At 31.0% G+C, this 16,983-nt stretch carries 13 protein-coding genes and 1 tRNA gene; 6 read left to right on the forward strand and 8 right to left on the reverse strand.

What is annotated here, in order from left to right:
• Positions 1-174 precede the first annotated feature (174 nt).
• Both ACREWB_RS15580 and ACREWB_RS15585 read right to left on the reverse strand, forming a co-directional pair.
• On the reverse strand, positions 175-3,231 hold the full coding sequence (locus tag ACREWB_RS15580; protein ID WP_431548382.1) for an insulinase family protein: 3,057 nt from the start codon (positions 3,229-3,231) through the stop codon (positions 175-177).
• A 165-nt stretch (positions 3,232-3,396) separates the two neighbouring features.
• Positions 3,397-4,338: a VgrG-related protein gene (locus tag ACREWB_RS15585; RefSeq protein WP_431548383.1), complete on the reverse strand. Its 942-nt coding sequence runs from the start codon at positions 4,336-4,338 to the stop codon at positions 3,397-3,399.
• Between the two features lie 294 nt (positions 4,339-4,632).
• On the opposite strand from ACREWB_RS15585, the gene ACREWB_RS15590 reads away from it, so the two are divergent.
• On the forward strand, positions 4,633-6,219 hold the full coding sequence (locus tag ACREWB_RS15590; protein WP_431548384.1) for a ClC family H(+)/Cl(-) exchange transporter: 1,587 nt from the start codon (positions 4,633-4,635) through the stop codon (positions 6,217-6,219).
• 49 nt (positions 6,220-6,268) lie between these two features.
• Here ACREWB_RS15590 and ACREWB_RS15595 read toward each other — a convergent pair whose 3' ends face one another.
• The gene (locus ACREWB_RS15595; protein WP_431548385.1) at positions 6,269-6,715 is read right to left on the reverse strand and encodes a hypothetical protein; all 447 of its coding nucleotides are present in this window, start codon (positions 6,713-6,715) and stop codon (positions 6,269-6,271) included.
• A gap of 308 nt (positions 6,716-7,023) precedes the next feature.
• Between ACREWB_RS15595 and ACREWB_RS15600 the strand changes: the two genes are divergently transcribed.
• From ACREWB_RS15600 to ACREWB_RS15610, 3 genes are all read left to right on the forward strand, one after another.
• Positions 7,024-7,848 (forward strand): undecaprenyl-diphosphate phosphatase, encoded by an 825-nt coding sequence (locus tag ACREWB_RS15600; RefSeq protein ID WP_431548386.1) that lies wholly within the window; start codon positions 7,024-7,026, stop codon positions 7,846-7,848.
• A 79-nt stretch (positions 7,849-7,927) separates the two neighbouring features.
• Positions 7,928-8,212 (forward strand): hypothetical protein, encoded by a 285-nt coding sequence (locus ACREWB_RS15605; RefSeq protein ID WP_431548387.1) that lies wholly within the window; start codon positions 7,928-7,930, stop codon positions 8,210-8,212.
• Positions 8,213-8,235: 23 nt separating this feature from the next.
• Positions 8,236-8,829 carry an NUDIX hydrolase gene (locus ACREWB_RS15610; RefSeq protein WP_431548388.1) on the forward strand — a complete coding sequence of 198 codons (594 nt, stop codon included), beginning with the start codon at positions 8,236-8,238 and terminating at the stop codon, positions 8,827-8,829.
• A 163-nt stretch (positions 8,830-8,992) separates the two neighbouring features.
• Here the strand turns inward: ACREWB_RS15610 and ACREWB_RS15615 are convergent.
• The 3 genes from ACREWB_RS15615 to ACREWB_RS15625 all read right to left on the reverse strand — a co-directional run bounded on the left by ACREWB_RS15615 (position 8,993) and on the right by ACREWB_RS15625 (position 10,583).
• Positions 8,993-9,069 (reverse strand) — tRNA-Lys (locus ACREWB_RS15615).
• Between the two features lie 108 nt (positions 9,070-9,177).
• Positions 9,178-9,993 carry a purine-nucleoside phosphorylase gene (locus ACREWB_RS15620; RefSeq protein ID WP_431548489.1) on the reverse strand — a complete coding sequence of 272 codons (816 nt, stop codon included), beginning with the start codon at positions 9,991-9,993 and terminating at the stop codon, positions 9,178-9,180.
• A 29-nt stretch (positions 9,994-10,022) separates the two neighbouring features.
• Positions 10,023-10,583 (reverse strand): nitroreductase family protein, encoded by a 561-nt coding sequence (locus ACREWB_RS15625; RefSeq protein WP_431548389.1) that lies wholly within the window; start codon positions 10,581-10,583, stop codon positions 10,023-10,025.
• A gap of 180 nt (positions 10,584-10,763) precedes the next feature.
• Here ACREWB_RS15625 and ACREWB_RS15630 point away from each other — a divergent pair, with 180 nt between their 5' ends.
• Positions 10,764-11,882: a serine hydrolase gene (locus ACREWB_RS15630; RefSeq protein WP_431548390.1), complete on the forward strand. Its 1,119-nt coding sequence runs from the start codon at positions 10,764-10,766 to the stop codon at positions 11,880-11,882.
• 122 nt (positions 11,883-12,004) lie between these two features.
• Complete coding sequence (locus tag ACREWB_RS15635; RefSeq protein ID WP_431548391.1) at positions 12,005-13,630, forward strand: methyltransferase; 1,626 nt, start codon at positions 12,005-12,007, stop codon at positions 13,628-13,630.
• 68 nt (positions 13,631-13,698) lie between these two features.
• Here the strand turns inward: ACREWB_RS15635 and ACREWB_RS15640 are convergent, their stop codons facing one another.
• Both ACREWB_RS15640 and ACREWB_RS15645 read right to left on the reverse strand, forming a co-directional pair.
• Positions 13,699-15,471, reverse strand: coding sequence for an aminopeptidase P family protein (locus ACREWB_RS15640; RefSeq protein ID WP_431548392.1), 1,773 nt, complete (start codon positions 15,469-15,471; stop codon positions 13,699-13,701).
• Positions 15,472-15,527: 56 nt separating this feature from the next.
• The gene (locus tag ACREWB_RS15645) at positions 15,528-16,841 is read right to left on the reverse strand and encodes an HD domain-containing phosphohydrolase (protein ID WP_431548393.1); all 1,314 of its coding nucleotides are present in this window, start codon (positions 16,839-16,841) and stop codon (positions 15,528-15,530) included.
• Positions 16,842-16,983: the final 142 nt, after the last annotated feature.

The following is a 16,983-nucleotide window of genomic DNA, read 5'->3' on the forward strand; positions in this document are numbered from 1 at the left end:
GCCTAGACCTTCCTTCAGATTCCTCATCGCTAAGGACACCCTTGGTGTCGGCTATGTGCTTGGCACTATCAACCCGCACTCGGGACTTACACCCGTTAGATTGCGCCCATGCCGGGCGCACAAAAAATAAAAACCAGTAAATTCTACTGGCTTTTTATGCTTATATTCTAACTATTACTGTTTAGAATTCTTAATAGGAACAATAATTCTATGAAATAGCTTCTTGTTTTCATTTACTTTAGTTTCTCCACCAACAACGCAATAAAAATTTTGTTTTATCACATTTTCAATTAGTGCTGCATAGTTTCTTATATCCTCTGAAGTAGTAGCTAGCACCTCATCTCGCTCTCTTTGAACATCCTCCTGCGTTATGCCTTTAAAATACATATTGTCGCCTATCACACCTTTATATTGTGGAGATGTTAGCGAATCCATATTTCCTATAGTCCCTATTATATAATTAACCATTTCACTATCATCGGCTTTAAAGTTTTTTAAAAAATTTATAGCCTCATCGAAAGTATTCAGTGTTTCTTTTAAATTAGGATCACGGTAAGAGTAGAATAAGACTTCTTCACTTGTAAAACTCATAGCCCCACCATAGGCACCACCTTTTATTCTAAGCTTTTGCCATAAATAATCACTATTTAAAATATTTTCAAGAACCTTCATGCTTCCATTATAGATATACCCTGCTTGTTTAAAACTTCCAGCCTTCACCACATATTGTACTTGTGAGGGAATGACAAAAGCCTCATTCTTAGTTGTAAAATCAAACTTATATTCCTGTTTCGCAAATTTTTCATCCTTTATTTTTTCTTCCAAACTCTTAAGGCTATAAGCAAATTCAGGATAAAATTTTTCATCCCCCGTGTAACTTACCACCAATTTTTCTTTATTAAAAACAATATCTTTAACATGATTTAAGCTTTTTACAATTTCATCAAATTCTGTATCAAAGTTATCATCTAAATTGCAAATGAAATCGTAATAAGTCAAATAATCCAAGTCATTATACTTACCACTGTCTGATATATATGATAACGCACGTTTCATAGCAAGAATATTCCCTCCACTTGTAAACATAGATTCGTAATTTATTCTTAACATTTTAATTAATTCTTTAATACGATTCTTATCATTAAACACACTATGATTTATTATTTCATCTAATATCTCCAAGGCATTTGATAAGGTATTATTAAGCGTTTTAACTGAAATACTCATTTTAGGTTGGTACTCATCACTATCAGTATTTTTTTTAAATGCTGTTGAAGTAAAACTAATCCCTCCAGTATCCTTCATTATTTTATTTGATAACTGCATGTGGTCATATTTTTCAGTGTTAGTATTCCCCAGTATATTAGACAAAAGTTTCAAATATAATAGTTCTTTTTGGGGCACTTTTGAACTGTCAAAATACAAATTGCAGTAAGTAATCCCATCAGTAAACATAGGATGATCTAGTACTTTTATATCACCTTCTTTTTTTTCTATTGTATGAATTTGTTCAGCTAATATGTTTAAATCTCCCCGTGTTAGTGTTGGTATTTTGGATAAATTCACTTTTGAATCTACATTATCCTGCCATTTTTTTAAGTTTTCTGTGTTTTTTATAATTTTATCTAGTTCAATCTCTGATATAGATGATTTAAAGGATGCGAGTTTAACTTTTGTTATTTCTTCTTTGACTTCATTTAAGCCACTAGATGGTTTTAATACAACTAATGAATTATGATTGTTATCCAATAAATATTTTTGTATTAACTTTTCAAAATATCCACTAAATAGTTTAGATTTTATTTTGTTAAGTGCAGGAGTTACCTCTAGATATTCTGTAGGGCTCATGTCGTAATTCCAGGAATTCAAAGCAGCGGACATATAGTTCATACCTCTATTGGCATCTGAATGTTCGGTCCGCAAACTAAACTCAATAGCGTTAAATACAGAATTTACTAGTTCCTCGTCAAAACCTTCACTTACTATTTTCTTTAATGCATTCTCAACAATTTTTTTGAAATTATCTTTTTCCGACTCATTTGTATTAGTGATAACAATGCTAAAGGTCGGCTGTGCCATTGAGGAATTAAAATTTGCAAAAGAATTAGCTCCAATATGGCTATCCCCTAAAGCTTTCCTTAGAGGTGACGCTTTAGTATTTAAAAGGATTGATTCTAAAATTTGGAAAGCTAAAACGCTCTCTACATCCGATCCATTATTTATCAAATAATTAGATGATAGATAAGTCATATTCGCTGTAGTTGCATCTTTAGCTACTGGGTAAAATGCTGTTTTTTCAGACTTTGCTTCAGGTGAATTTTCTAATTTAATTACACTATCCACACTGGTTTTTTTAAACTTAGACAAATAATTTTCATCCATAAATTTCAAAGTATTTTCAATATCTAATTTTCCATATAAATAGATAGAACTATTTGACGGAACATAATACTTTTTATATGTTTGTATAATTTTGGAGTAGGTTAAGTCAGGTATATTTTCTGGATTACCACCAGATTCAAAAGCATAGGAATTGTCTTTAAAAAGTGACTTATTAATAGTGTTTCTTAGTATCATTTGAGGTGAAGAATAATTTCCTTTCATTTCATTGTATACTATTCCATTATAATTTAATTCACCTGTTTCCCTATTAACTTCATAATGCCAACCTTCTTGCTGAAGTATTCTAGGATCTTTAGATAAATTAGGGTAAAACACTGCATCCAAATACACACTCATTAGATTCCGAAAATCTTTTTCATTTTTACTGGCTACTGGGTACATTGTAAAATCCGGACCTGTAAATGCATTTATAAAGGTATTCAATGATTGCTTAGTCATAATTAAAAATGGATCTTTAACCGGATATTTCTCTGAACCACAAAGTACTGAATGTTCAATAATATGATTCACTCCAGTATTATCACTTACCGGCGTACGGAAACTTATAGAGAAAACTTTATTTTCATCCTCATTCTGTAAATAGATAAGTTTAGCTCCGCTTTTAACATGTTTAAATATCATTGCAGTACATTGTATATCCTGTATCCATTTTTTAGATTCCAGCTTAAAACCAGAAATATTTTCCCCTGTTTTAATTTCTTTTACACCACTTATGGCAGCAGAAGCATTCCACCTTTGAAACTGAGTGCCTTTTGCAACTCCTGTTAAACTATTAATAAATAATCCCATCGCTAGTATAATAGACGTAATTTTAGTAAATTTCTTCATCTTATTCCCCCGATCAAATATATTTTTTTTAACACATTTATTTTCGTGTTATATTTAGTATGTTTTATTTTTAATATTCCATTCATTAATCATTTTTTTTAATTAAATCCATAAAACAAAAAAAGTCCAGTAGAATAATTATTCTACTGAACCTTTGAAATGTCGTTAAATAATCTGACTATTTAACATGCTTAGCATATCTTGTTTTTCTTTTGTAAACCTATTATATACACTTTGTTTTACTTGCGCTGAACTACTTTTAAAATAAATATTAACCTTTTGACGTTCCTTATATAAATCATTTATGATATTACCATCACTGTTATTTAAATTAATTTTCGAGAACAGGGATGAAGTTCCACCTACACCATGTTGAACTACTGTGGAGAAGAAGCTTTCTTTTAAAGCATCACTCTTTTGATTTATATCAAACCCATATTTCAATTTCAAATTTTGCGCTGCACTATCATAATAATCTTGTTTTATACAATCATGCTGAAGCTTTAAAAAATTTTTTTTATTAGATGTGGCAATGCCTGTCCACTGCGCGTCAAAATTTACACCAAATCTGTTACCATCTTTAGCTTTTGCTCCTGATAATTTTTTATATAACTCATTATTATTTCCTTTAAGTGAGTTTATAAAAGAATCTAAAGATCCTGTTTTAGATGAAAATTGCCATGCTCCATAAGATTTGCCACCATAATCTCCTGGTGTATTGCTTATAGTTCCTGGATTAGCATTGGATTCATATTTAGCAGCTGTAAGCCCTAACCCATCCACTTTATTATCTCCCTGTGTGTAATCATTAAATATTTCACGGGATGCACCTCGCATGTTTGAATTAAAATTACTTATAGCCCCCAGTGAATCGTCTAAACTAAAAGATCCCTGCTTTGATAATGCCTCCGACATAAGCTCTGCCATCATTGAATTGCCTGAGCTATCCGTCATCTGCATAAGTATTGTTTGAAACGCAGCTTCTTGCATTTCTTTTTCATTCTGAAGATTCACTGTGCCTATATCAGAGGTGGCATTATTTTTTTTTATTTCAGCTGTATATTGCTTTAACAGTGTACTATTAATCATATTTGCAGATAAAGCCATAATTATCACCCGTTTTATATAAATTTTTGTTCTATAAATTTATTATCGTATGTTTTAAGAATAAAATAATTCTAGTATTATTTTTATATTTTACCATTTAAATCACCACATATCAACATTTAAATGTGTAAATAATATATTTATAATCAGTGCTATTACTGTATTAATAAGAGTCTTTTTCATTAATTAAACCATTCTTTGGTTTTAGTTATAACACATATATCTGCTTGTGTATGTTATTATATATATAGTGACACATAATAATATTTATTTATTCTAATGGAGGCATAAAAAATGGCAGTAAAAAACAAACATAATACCTATAATACATTATTTCACTGGCACAGCTTTAGATTAAAACTTATTTTAGAGGGAATTGGTGTTGGTATTATTACCGGCTTATTAATTGTACTATATCGTTTTATTCTCTCAAGGGCAAGCATTCTTATAACTGAAGTTTATAAAACTATATCTATAAAGCCTATACTTGTACTTCCATGGATTTTGGCTTTAATAATTATTGGATACATCGTAGGACTTATGGTTAAACATCAACCCATGATCAGTGGAAGTGGAATTCCCCAGGTAGAAGGGGTTTTACTTAGAGAAATTGATATGTCATGGTGGAGAGTTATACTTGGTAAATTTATGGGCGGAGTTCTTTCAATAGGTTCAGGTCTTTCTCTTGGACGCGAAGGTCCATCTGTTCAATTAGGTTCAGCAGTTGGTCAAGGCTTTAGCAAGATATTTAAAAGAGTGAAAATAGAAGAAAAGTATCTTATCACAAGTGGAGCTTCTGCCGGACTTGCCGCTGCCTTTAATGCTCCTCTGGCCGCAGTTATGTTTGCCTTAGAAGAGGTTCATAAGAATTTTTCGCCCTTAGTTTTACTCTCAGCTCTATCTGCATCATTATCAGCAGTATTGGTAGCTAGTAGTTTCTTTGGCTTAAAACCAGTTTTCACTTTTGATAATCTAGCCATATTACCCCTTAAATATTATCTTTACATAATTTTACTTGGGATTATTATAGGGGTTTTAGGAGTAATCTTTAATAAACTTCTTTTAAAGACTCAGGACTTATATTCGGGTCAAAAGTGGCTTCCAAAAGAAATGAGAATAGTTATACCCTTACTAATTTCAGTTGTACTTGGGATAGCACTACCTCAGGTTTTAGGTGGAGGACATGATCTTATAACCTCATTAATTTCTACGAATTTTCCACTAACTATTTTAGTTATCCTACTTCTAGTTAAATTTTTATTTACTATGGCAAGCTATGGATCAGGTGCGCCAGGAGGAATCTTTCTTCCACTACTTGCTATTGGAGCATTAATAGGAAATCTTTACGGGGTAGCACTTGTAAATATTTTAAATTTTGATAGCATGTATATCAATAACTTTATAATACTTGCAATGGCAGGATATTTCACAGCTGTAGTTAGAGCACCTATAACTGGAACTATTCTAATTACTGAAATGACAGGTAACTTTACTCATTTGCTTTCACTTGCAATTGTATCAATAGTTGCATATATAGTTGCAGATATTTTAGCATCAAAGCCTATTTATGAATCATTGCTAGAAAGATTTTTACACAATGCAGGTGAAAAACTATCTTTTGGTAATAAGAAACATAAGCATCTATTAGAATTTTCTGTTTGCATGGGCTGTGAATTAGATGGTAAACTAGTCAAAGAAGTTAAGTGGCCACAGAGCTGTCTACTAGTCGCAGTTAAGCGAGGAGAACAAGAAATACTTCCAAAAGGAGATACTGTTATTTTCTCCGGCGATTATTTAATAGTACTTACTGATGAGAATAAAGTATCTGGCATAAATGATGTTTTAAATAAAAAAACTGCCTCGTCTGAGACATTAGACTAAATTAAACTACCCTAAACCTTCTGAACAAAAAAAAATAACTAGTACATTACTAGTTATTTTTTATGTCAATCTGCTTGCCACCTGACATATGGGTAGCACCAATATAATTGGTGCTACCCATTATATGTTTTATCTTAGTATCAAATAAAATTTTAGAGCATGTCCTACTCAATCTTAATCTTAAGTTGTAGTTGTAATTTTCAAATTCAGGTCCCATTTTTTGTTTAATTCTATTATGTAAAATATCATGAGTATAATCTAAATCCTCATAAGGAATATCATCTATAATAAAAAAGTCCAACTCTTCTCCTGCTACCCCTTTAATCTGAAAATTGTTAGCCATTTTATTAAACATAAACCATTTTTTTATATTTTCATATTCTTTAGTTATCTTTTCTAATGACATATTATATATGGCTTCTTCCAAAAATGGAACTTGCTTTAAGCAATTTACATTCATCACATCGTCTTCTATGTCCTTCACAAAGTAAAACATTTTCTCACCCTCCCAAATCAGCATGTTTATTTCTCTTTTTTTATTTCTTTCTAATTTTAAAATTCATATGTAGTATAACAAATTTTATTCTACTTTCCCATGAATTTTTAAACCCAAAACATAAAGACTTTAACTATTATTAAAAATATTTCCAAGTAAAAGTCAAATATATTTCTTTTTTACTTTTTATATCATTAAATAATTGTAAAGTTGTAGAATTAATAATAATATGTTGTATACTATAAAGGAATTGTTTTTACATAAATATTTAGTTTTAAAAATATGCTATTAATGGGAGTGATTAACATATGCAATTTATTGAAATAATCAAGGCAATTATTCTTGGTATTGTTGAAGGTTTAACCGAGTGGATACCCATCAGTAGTACAGGCCATATGATTTTAGTTGATGAGCTTTTACAACTCAATACAAGTGCAGCATTCAAAGAAATGTTTTTAGTAGTTATACAGCTTGGCGCAATCATGGCAGTTGTAGTTTTATATTTTAAAAAACTAAATCCATTTTTATTCGTTAATGATAAGTTAACTATAAAAGACGATACTATTTCGCTTTGGCTTAAAATTGTTGTAGCCTGTGTTCCAGCAGGAATTATTGGTTTTTTATATGATGATACCCTTGAGGCAATGTTCTATAACTATCAAACTGTTGCAGTTACACTGATTCTCTATGGTATTTTGTTTATTGTTATTGAGGCTAAACACAAAAATTTTAAACCTAAGATTAATGAACTAACGCAAATCACCTATAAAGCTGCAATTATTATAGGTATCTTTCAAATACTAGCATTAATTCCTGGCACATCTCGTTCAGGAACTACTATAATTGGTGCAATACTAATAGGAACATCTAGAACTGTTGCAGCAGAATTCACATTTTTCCTAGCTATACCTATTATGTTCGGAGCAAGTCTTCTAAAACTTGTTAAATTCGGTTTGGTTTTTACAAAAGCAGAGGTTATTATTTTATTTGTAGGTATGTCTGTTGCTTTTGTAGTGTCTATATTGGCAATCAAATTTTTAATGGATTACATAAAGAAGCATGATTTCACTGTATTCGGATGGTATCGAATTATTCTAGGAATTATAGTGATTTTTTATTTCTTAGCTAATTAATATTATCTTCATTATTTGTTTTTTCCCTTTCGAAGTGTTATTATATAGGATATAAATATTGTACGAAAGGGGAATTATAATGAATACAATGAAAGCATTTGTTTTTGAACCTCGTTATTTAAGTTTGGCTGTTATACCCGATGTAAATGCAGGAAATAAAATATTAAACGAACTTATTTTAGATGAAGAAACTCTTTTAGGGCATAGACAGGTTGGTAGCCGAAGTTATCATATCTTCTATTTTAAAAATGATCGTTTTTCTGTTTATTATCATAAAGGCGGAACAGACGCAATGTACTCTTCTAAATCACTAGATGTAGTTTTAGAGTATGTTAATAATTTAAAACCAGAAGATTTTGAGTAAATAGTATAATTATAAAATAGAATATGATTGGAGAAAAAATGTCAGTAAATAATATTACATTACTAGCAGATACAGAGTATTTAAAACTTTATAATGCAGAGTATACCAATAAAAAAGGTAGAATTAGAAATTGGTCAATAGCTTCTAGAAAAGATTTAAATACATTGAAAAATAATTACTTTAATGGTGCAGAAGGAACTATAGACGCTGTTATAGTAGTAGCAACTCATATAGATGAAGATAAAATAGTTGTTATAAAGCAATTTAGAATTCCTCTTAATGATTATGTTTATGAAATTCCTGCTGGACTTATAGATTCTGGTGAAGATGTTGAAACTACTGCCAAACGTGAACTTAAGGAAGAAACAGGACTTGATTTAATTAAAATTGATTACAATAAGACCAAATCTAAAGTATATGTTTCAACAGGCATGACAGACGAATCCGTAGCCTTAGTTTATTGCACTTGTAACGGCAAAATTTCAAAAGAATATTTAGAAGATGATGAAGATATTGAAGTTATGCTACTATCAAGGCAAGAGGCTGCTTCACTTATAAACTCTAATGAAAAAATAGATATTAAAGCTTTTCTTGCGATACAAAATTATATTGGTTAGCCCCAATTAGGTGCCACCCCCAATTACATTGGGTAACCACATGGCAAGTGGCATATGGTAAGTAACGTAAAAAATCCAGTGGAATATTAAATTATTCCACTGGATTTTTATTACATTAGTCTATAAAAAAACATCAAGATCATAAGATCTTGATGTTTTTTTATGGTGCTACATCAGGGATTCGAACCCTGGGCACCCTGATTAAGAGTCAGGTACTCTAGCCAACTGAGCTAATGAAGCACGTTGTGGAACTTCTTTAGTATATACTACTTTTACGTATTTGTAAATACCTATAGAAATTTCCAATAGTTGGCGGCGCACTTACTAACTTAAAAGTAAACATATAGGCTAACCCATACCTTCAATAATTTTTACTACCCATTTAGACAAATTTACAGATGATTTTTTTGCAACTTCTACTACTCTTTCGTGAGAGTGCTTAACTTTTTGTATTCCTGTAGCCATATTTGTTATACATGCAATTCCAAGAACATCTATTCCTAAATAGTTTGCTGCTATTGTTTCAGGCACTGTTGACATGCCTACTGCATCTGCTCCCTGTCTTCCAATAGCTCTAATTTCTGCAGCAGTTTCGTAGTATGGCCCCATAAAACCAGCGTAAACACCTTCTTTATACTCCACACCAATGTCATCTGCAATAGCTTTCGCAATACCTATAAGTTCTATTTTATAAGGCTCCGACATATCTGGGAATCTCACTCCAAATCTCTCATCATTAACTCCAATTAGCGGATTATCACTTATAAGATTAATAAAATCATTAATAATCATTAATGTACCTGGACTGAAGCTTGTATTTATTCCGCCACAAGCATTTGTTACAATAAGTTTTTTAATACCTAACTGTTGCATAACATATATAGGGTATGTTACCTGTTTCATTGAATATCCTTCGTAATAATGGAACCTTCCCTGCATTAATACTACTTCTACGCCTTTGATTTGACCAAAAACTAATCGTCCCACGTGACCTGAAACCGTAGTCTTCGGAAAATTAGGAATATCCTTATACTCAATGAACACACTATTATCCACAACACTAGCTAAATCCCCTAATCCCGATCCTAAAATCACTGCAACTACTGGCTTATTTTTCACTTTACTTTTTATGTAATCAACTGACTCTATAACCTTATCGTACATCATAAATGCCCCCTTATGTGACTATAATATTATTTAATATAATTCACCGTGTTTTCTTTTCTTGTTGGTGTATTTGTTATATTGATTTTCTTATAGCCAAGGCATGTTGCATGAATTTGTTTGAATCCTTCTGGTATACCAAGTTCCTTAACAAATCTTGCTCCCTCTTCGCTATTTAATAGATAAGCAATAAGTCCAACCCAGCAAGATCCAATTTCCAAAGATTCAGCTGCTATAAGCATGTTTTCTACTGCTGCTGCGCAATCAACTAAGGCGAGATCATTTTTTTTGTCTCCCGATACTAATACTACTGTTGGAGCATTATAAAAGACATGAAATTTTTCATTATCCGCAAATCTTCTAATATATTCATTATCAGATTTCCTGGCAATTCCTTTAAAAGCCACACTTAATCTATCTATCATGTCCTTGTTTTGTATTACTGTAAAATGCCATGGTTGCTTATTTGTAGCACTTGGTGCATAAATTCCTGCCTCTACTATCTTTTGCATATCTTTATCCATAAGTTGTTCTGGTAAAAACGCCCTTGTGCTTCTTCTGTTTCTTATATTTTTTAGTGTTTCATTCATTTTAAAATCCTCCATTTTGTTAATATATTCTTTTTTACAAGAGTACCATTGTTATAATTAATTTTCAACAAAAAAATTTTCAGCTTGTTAAAACTTTATATTAATTATTTTTACTAAAATATTAATTATTCCACATAATATAAAGTAAGTGAATATTTCTTATTAAAAGGAGTTGAACTAATGAAAAAGTTTATTTCTAGTTTAATTATTGTATTATTGGTTTTATTAAACTTTTCCAATTTTGCTTATGCGGAAGTAGAAGAAGAGGCACTTATAAAGGATCTTTTCTTGGAAAATAAAAGCATGTTCAACTTTGATATTATAAGTAATCCTAACAAGTATAATTTACAGATTCTTTATACGGAAATTGATAGAGATGAAGAAAATATTCCAATATTTACATCTTATAAATATAATGTAGATGCTAAAAAATACTTTTATCCTGCAAGTAGCGTAAAACTATCTGCTTGTATATTGTCATTAGATAAAATAAACAACTTAAAAATTAACGAATTATCAAAATACACTACTATGAATATCGGTGTATCAAGAAATGGTCAAACCCCTAGAAATGGAGAATCTATTTCAAGCTATATACAAAAAATTCTCTTATATAGTGACAATGATTCATTTAGCAGACTGTACGAATTTTTAGGACAAAAGTATTATAATGATATATTATCATTAAAAGGGTATAAAAATTCCAAAATTATTCATAGGTTATCTGGAAATAATAGTTATGAAAATAATAAATATACAAACCCTATAAATTTCTATTCTGGTGATAAAATTATATACACCCAGCCATTAATATATAGTGGCAGCTCCTATAACAACAAGGGTCTTACAAATACTTCTATGGACAAAGGTGAAGCTAGTTATTCTTGTAATAATTTTACATATAAAAATTATATGTCTATAGAAGACCTTCAAAACACGGTTAAAACTGTATTTTTTAATAGCTCTATGAATAAAGATAGACAGTTCAATTTAACTGTAGACGATACAAATTTTCTAAAAAAATATATGAAGGGTACAGGTAATATAGCTTATAAATATTTAGTTTGTGGGGGCAATTCTAACGTCCCCTCCGGTATAGAAATATATAATAAGATAGGAATTGCTTATGGTCAACTTACAGATAATTCATATATAGTTGATAAGCATAATGGCAAAGAATTTATGCTGACAGCAACTATATGTGTATCTAACAATGGTAATTATGATTATTATTCAAAAGGTATGCCTTTCTTCAAAAATTTAGGGCTTATGTTTCTAAAATATAATAAAAACAGATAAAACACTAATAAGCCCCAATTACCTTGAAATATAGGTTATACTTATAGTTATTAAACTAAAATTTACGAGTCAAAACAATTAATAACTGTTTTGTGCCCCAGCGAACTACAGGAGGGAAACAAATGATAGAAATAAATGATACAGTAGAAGCTCTCTTAGAGAGTCTAAAAACTTCAGATGATAAGCAAAGATCTGCAATAGTAAATAAACTTTCCTTAGATTATAATAATTCAATTCCATCGTTATGGTCAAAAGTTATAACTCAGGAAGAGCCAAGGGCAATCCTTTCCGTTTTAAGAGATATTTTAAAAAAGGAAAAACCCAAAGGAATGTTAAGAAGAACTATTGGAAACTCTAAAGATAAACTCAGCGCTCTTCTTATACATTCAGATCCAAAAGTAAGAAAGAATGTATGTGGTGTTATTGGAGAACTAGGAGACCCTGATTATTTAGAAGCACTATATAGTGCTTATGATTCTGAAGATAAGCTCTTTGTAAGGTATTCCTATGTACTTGCAATAGGAAATTGTGGTAGCTATGTGGACGCAGAGAAATTAAATAACATGTATGAAAATGTATTAGCCAATGAAAAAGCTTGCAATGAAGATAGCACCCTCGTAACCACTAATAAGCATATTAACGAGGAGAAACTTGCGTTTACAAGAGCCATAGATAAATTATCTCCTACCGTGCTCCATAAATTCACAGGCCTTGAAAACCCTGTACCTATGCTACTTACTGTTATGAATTATCAGTACCAGCACACTTTAAGAGAGCTTGACGAAAACTCCATTGAAGGTAGGCTTGTAGATGATGGCATAATTATTCACGAAAAAGATTTAGATAAGGTCTTCAACTGTAGGACTTTTTATGAGCTTTTATACCCACTAGAAGCGTGCAAAGACTTAGAGATGGATTATAAGATAATAGCTGATGAAATAATAAATGCAAACATCGTGGATTTTCTAAAGGAATGTCATGATGAAGATTCTAATTCTCCTTTTTGGTACAGAGTTGAATTTAGAACTATGAATTATAACAGAGATAGGTCAGAGTTTATAAAGAACTTATCAAGAGAACTGGATGAAAAATCTTCTGGGAACTTAAAAAATAGTCCTTCTTCCTATGAAGTTGAAATTAGAATAATTGAAAATAATGATCATTGTAGTGTATACGTTAAGCTATATTCTTATAAAGATAATAGATTTGCATATAGGAAAAACGACATAGCAACATCAATAAATCCTGTAACTGCAGCTATTGTAGTGAAGTCCATAGAAAAATGGCTAACCCCCGATGCTAGAGTTATAGACCCCTTTTGTGGCACTGGGACAATGCTTATAGAACGAGCTAAATTACAAGAGTTTGAAAGTTTAACAGGAGTTGATATATTTAGAACGGCTATATCTGCTGCAGAAATTAATTCTAAATCAGCTAATTTAACCATAGAACTATTAGATGAAGATATATTAGAGTACTCTACTGCAGAGCTTTTTGATGAGATTATAACAAATATGCCTTTTGACAATAAGTCCACCACCCATAACAAGTACGCAGACCTTTATACTGAATTTGTAAATAAGATTCCTAGTCTTGTAAAACCAGGTGGAATGGCATTTGTTTATACAATAGAAAAACAATTATTTAGGGAAGTTCTATTGGACAACGAAGAGCTTGAACTACTACAAGAGATTAAAATTGAAAGTGGAAGACTTACTCCTCATGTGTTTGTACTGAAAGTTAAATAAGGCCAATAAAAAAAGTAATAGAGCACCTAATTAGGTGCTCTATTACTTTTTAATTGTTAATAATCCATTTATATTTCTACTGTTGCACTTTTTAAATACTCTAGTTCTTCTCCCTTTAAGTAGGTAGAAAGTTTCTCAAATACAGTTTTATGATAATTATTTAGCCATGCTTTTTCCTGAGGTGTAAGTAAAGATACATCCATAGCTTGCACGTCTATAGGACAAAGTGTTAAAGTTTCAAATTTCATAAATTGTCCACCATACTCAGTCTTTTCTTCTTCACTCACAACAACTAAGTTTTCTATTCTAATACCATGCTTTCCTGCTTTATAAACTCCTGGTTCATTTGATACTACCATTCCTTTTTCAAGCACAATAGTATTGGGCACCATTGATATCCTATGTGGCCCCTCATGAACATTAAGAAAGAAACCTACTCCATGTCCTGTTCCATGTTTATAATCCATGCCAGCATTCCAAAGCGGTATTCTAGCTATAATATCTAAGTTCGAACCTGTAGTCCCATGTAAAAATCTTTGCATTGTTAAATCAATCATACCTCTTAATACTAGTGTAAAATCTGTTCTTTCTTCGTCAGTTAAAGTTCCAACCGCTAGTGTTCTTGTAATATCTGTTGTTCCATCTAAGTATTGCGCACCAGAATCTAATAAATAAAGCCCCTGTTGCACTATAGTAGCTTGATTCTTTTCTGTAGGTGAATAATGAGGCATAGAAGCATTTGCACCGTAAGCTGAAATTGATCCAAAGCTTAAATCGTAGAAGTTATCCCCTTCTCTTCTTAAACCCTCAATTTTGTCTGCTGCTTCTATTTCAGTAATATTACGTGTTTTAACAGTTTTCTTTAGCCAACAAATAAATTTAACCATAGCCACACCGTCACGTACCATTACATTTCTAATATTTTCGACTTGAATATCATTTTTTGAAGCTTTTAGTCTTGTAGTTATATTCATAGCTTCTACAATTTTAATATTTATTGAACTGTATATGAAAGTGCTGGTTTTTTCTGCATCAAGTAGTATTGTTCCCACTTTAATATTTTCCAAGAATTTTCCTATACTGTCATAAGGCAATATTTCTACATTAGCCTTTTCAAGTTCAGTTCTAACCTCTGAACTAATTTTAAGATCATCGATAAACAAACAACATTTTTCCTGAAAAATTACTGAGTAAGCTATTGTTAATGGATTGCATTTAACATCTCTTGCTCTAATGTTTAATAGCCACGCTATATCATCAAGACCTGATATAACATAGCAGTCTGCTCCCATACTCTTCATTTCGCCAGCTACTTTAGCAAGTTTTTTTTCTCTTGACTCTCCTGCATACTTTACATCATGCAAAATCACCTGGCTGCTAGGTTTTTCTGGTCTACCCTTCCAAACTTTATCTATTAAATCTTCATTAACCTCAAAGGTAAATTCACAACTTTCTACGACTTTCTTTAACCCTCTAAAATACTCTTCTGAAATAACCTTTCCATCAAAACCAACTTTCGCTCCCTTCTGAAGAGATTCTTTCAAAAACGCCTCAACAGTTGGGACTCCACTATTTCCCATTCTAAATAGAGTCACGCCAGTATCTTTAAGTTCAGTTTCTGCCTGTATGAAATATCTTCCGTCTGTCCATAAATTAGCGTCCTTTAAAGTTATAATGGCAGTACCAGCTGAACCTGTAAATCCTGTTATAAAAGCTCTAGCAGTATAATGCTCAGCTACATATTCACTTTGATGTGGATCTGAACTAGGTACTATGTATGCATCAATACCTCTTTCTCTCATCTGATTTCTTAGCTCTTCAATTCTTTCTCTTACGTTCACTACATTCACTCCTTAAATTATAAATTATAACATTTTCATATTAATTGTTAACTTCATTAAATACTAAAATTCATGGATTCACTAAAAAACTCGGTAAAAACATCTTCATTTGTTGGTCCATTAAACTTTAATTCAATACTTTCTTTATACTTCAGTATTTTATCAATGTTATTTAAAAACATGTCTAATAATTCACCATCAAAATGCTTATTCCTTTGTTGCCTTAACATCTCTAAACAAGTTTCAATTGGATAAGCACTCTTATAGACCCTTTTTGTAGATAATGCATCGAAAACATCTGCAATAGCTACAACTCTTGCAGTCAATGGTATATCTTTGCCCAAAAGTCCTTTTGGGTACCCGCTACCATCCCATTTTTCATGGTGATTCAGTGCAATTTCATAACCCATTCTAATAACATCTCGCTTGGAATTACCAAGAATCCTTGCACCATTTATTGTATGGGTTTTCATTATATTAAACTCTTCTGGTGTTAACTTTCCCGGTTTTAATAAAATTGAATCTGCAATACCTATTTTACCTATATCATGCATCAGTGCTGCATAATTAATCAACTTAATTTTTTCCTTCGATGTCTCTATCATTCCATATAAAATTGATGAATAAGAGCTCACTCGAATCATATGTAATGCTGAATCTTCGTCTTTGTATTCAGCTGAATAACATAACCGCTTTATAATTTCGTTTGTAAGTTCTTTATTTTCACTAAGTGCATTTTCAAGCAAGGTATTCTTGTCTATCAATTGTGAACTTTTATTTTCCATATCGCTAAGTGTACGATTAAGGAAAAAGCTCATTTTTCTAGTCATTATATCTTGTTCATTATTTTTATAATCAATATTTAACAGATTATAATTAATACCATATCTACTTAATTTTTTCTTCATTACAGCTAATGTTTCTACCAATATATCCGCTGAGAAACTTAAAAAACCACTGAATTTTCTAAATTGATCTTCTTTCACAAATTCAGAATTAAACATCTCCTTAGTTAAAAAAACAACGGGATGTTCAGAATGATTAATAATAATATCCCAATCGTTCACCAATGGGTCTCCTTCATCAAGTTCAATAAATATTGTATTTTTAAAAATTTTTATAGTATCTCTATTTATATTTCGAGCAAATATATAAACTTTTTCGCATAGTGAATCAAGAATTTTATATCTTTCGAATTCCGCCATAAAAAATTGAAATTCTTGAAACGTTACAAAAAGCTCTGACTTTAGTTTAAACTCAATAATCATATCTTCAAGACCGTGACTTATAGCTATGAGCGAAGACTTTGTATATACTTTACGCTCTATACTTGATGATTTTGTCACAGTAATGTCGCTTAATTCCGGCATTTAGACACCAACCTTTTCACACTTTTTTTTACATTAGTAAAGATTATTACCATATTTAATTTTGAACACCTCAATAGGTTGATAATACTCTATTTTCTTAATCATTGCAATTCTTTACATTCTTTAAGATAACTATTATATA

It is taken from the genome of Clostridium sp. (assembly GCF_050717635.1).
Lineage (GTDB): Bacteria > Bacillota > Clostridia > Clostridiales > Clostridiaceae > Clostridium_AD.

What these genes read in the sequence shown, in the direction of transcription:
- ACREWB_RS15630 (WP_431548390.1), top strand. Translation starts at nt 10,764, where the DNA reads ATGAAAAAGTTTATTTCTAGTTTAATTATTGTATTATTGGTTTTATTA.
- ACREWB_RS15625 (WP_431548389.1), bottom strand. Translation starts at nt 10,583, where the DNA reads ATGAATGAAACACTAAAAAATATAAGAAACAGAAGAAGCACAAGGGCG.
- ACREWB_RS15610 (WP_431548388.1), top strand. Translation starts at nt 8,236, where the DNA reads ATGATTGGAGAAAAAATGTCAGTAAATAATATTACATTACTAGCAGAT.
- ACREWB_RS15635 (WP_431548391.1), top strand. Translation starts at nt 12,005, where the DNA reads ATGATAGAAATAAATGATACAGTAGAAGCTCTCTTAGAGAGTCTAAAA.
- ACREWB_RS15645 (WP_431548393.1), bottom strand. Translation starts at nt 16,841, where the DNA reads ATGCCGGAATTAAGCGACATTACTGTGACAAAATCATCAAGTATAGAG.
- ACREWB_RS15590 (WP_431548384.1), top strand. Translation starts at nt 4,633, where the DNA reads ATGGCAGTAAAAAACAAACATAATACCTATAATACATTATTTCACTGG.
- ACREWB_RS15580 (WP_431548382.1), bottom strand. Translation starts at nt 3,231, where the DNA reads ATGAAGAAATTTACTAAAATTACGTCTATTATACTAGCGATGGGATTA.
- ACREWB_RS15600 (WP_431548386.1), top strand. Translation starts at nt 7,024, where the DNA reads ATGCAATTTATTGAAATAATCAAGGCAATTATTCTTGGTATTGTTGAA.
- ACREWB_RS15595 (WP_431548385.1), bottom strand. Translation starts at nt 6,715, where the DNA reads ATGTTTTACTTTGTGAAGGACATAGAAGACGATGTGATGAATGTAAAT.
- ACREWB_RS15620 (WP_431548489.1), bottom strand. Translation starts at nt 9,993, where the DNA reads ATGTACGATAAGGTTATAGAGTCAGTTGATTACATAAAAAGTAAAGTG.
- ACREWB_RS15585 (WP_431548383.1), bottom strand. Translation starts at nt 4,338, where the DNA reads ATGGCTTTATCTGCAAATATGATTAATAGTACACTGTTAAAGCAATAT.
- ACREWB_RS15605 (WP_431548387.1), top strand. Translation starts at nt 7,928, where the DNA reads ATGAATACAATGAAAGCATTTGTTTTTGAACCTCGTTATTTAAGTTTG.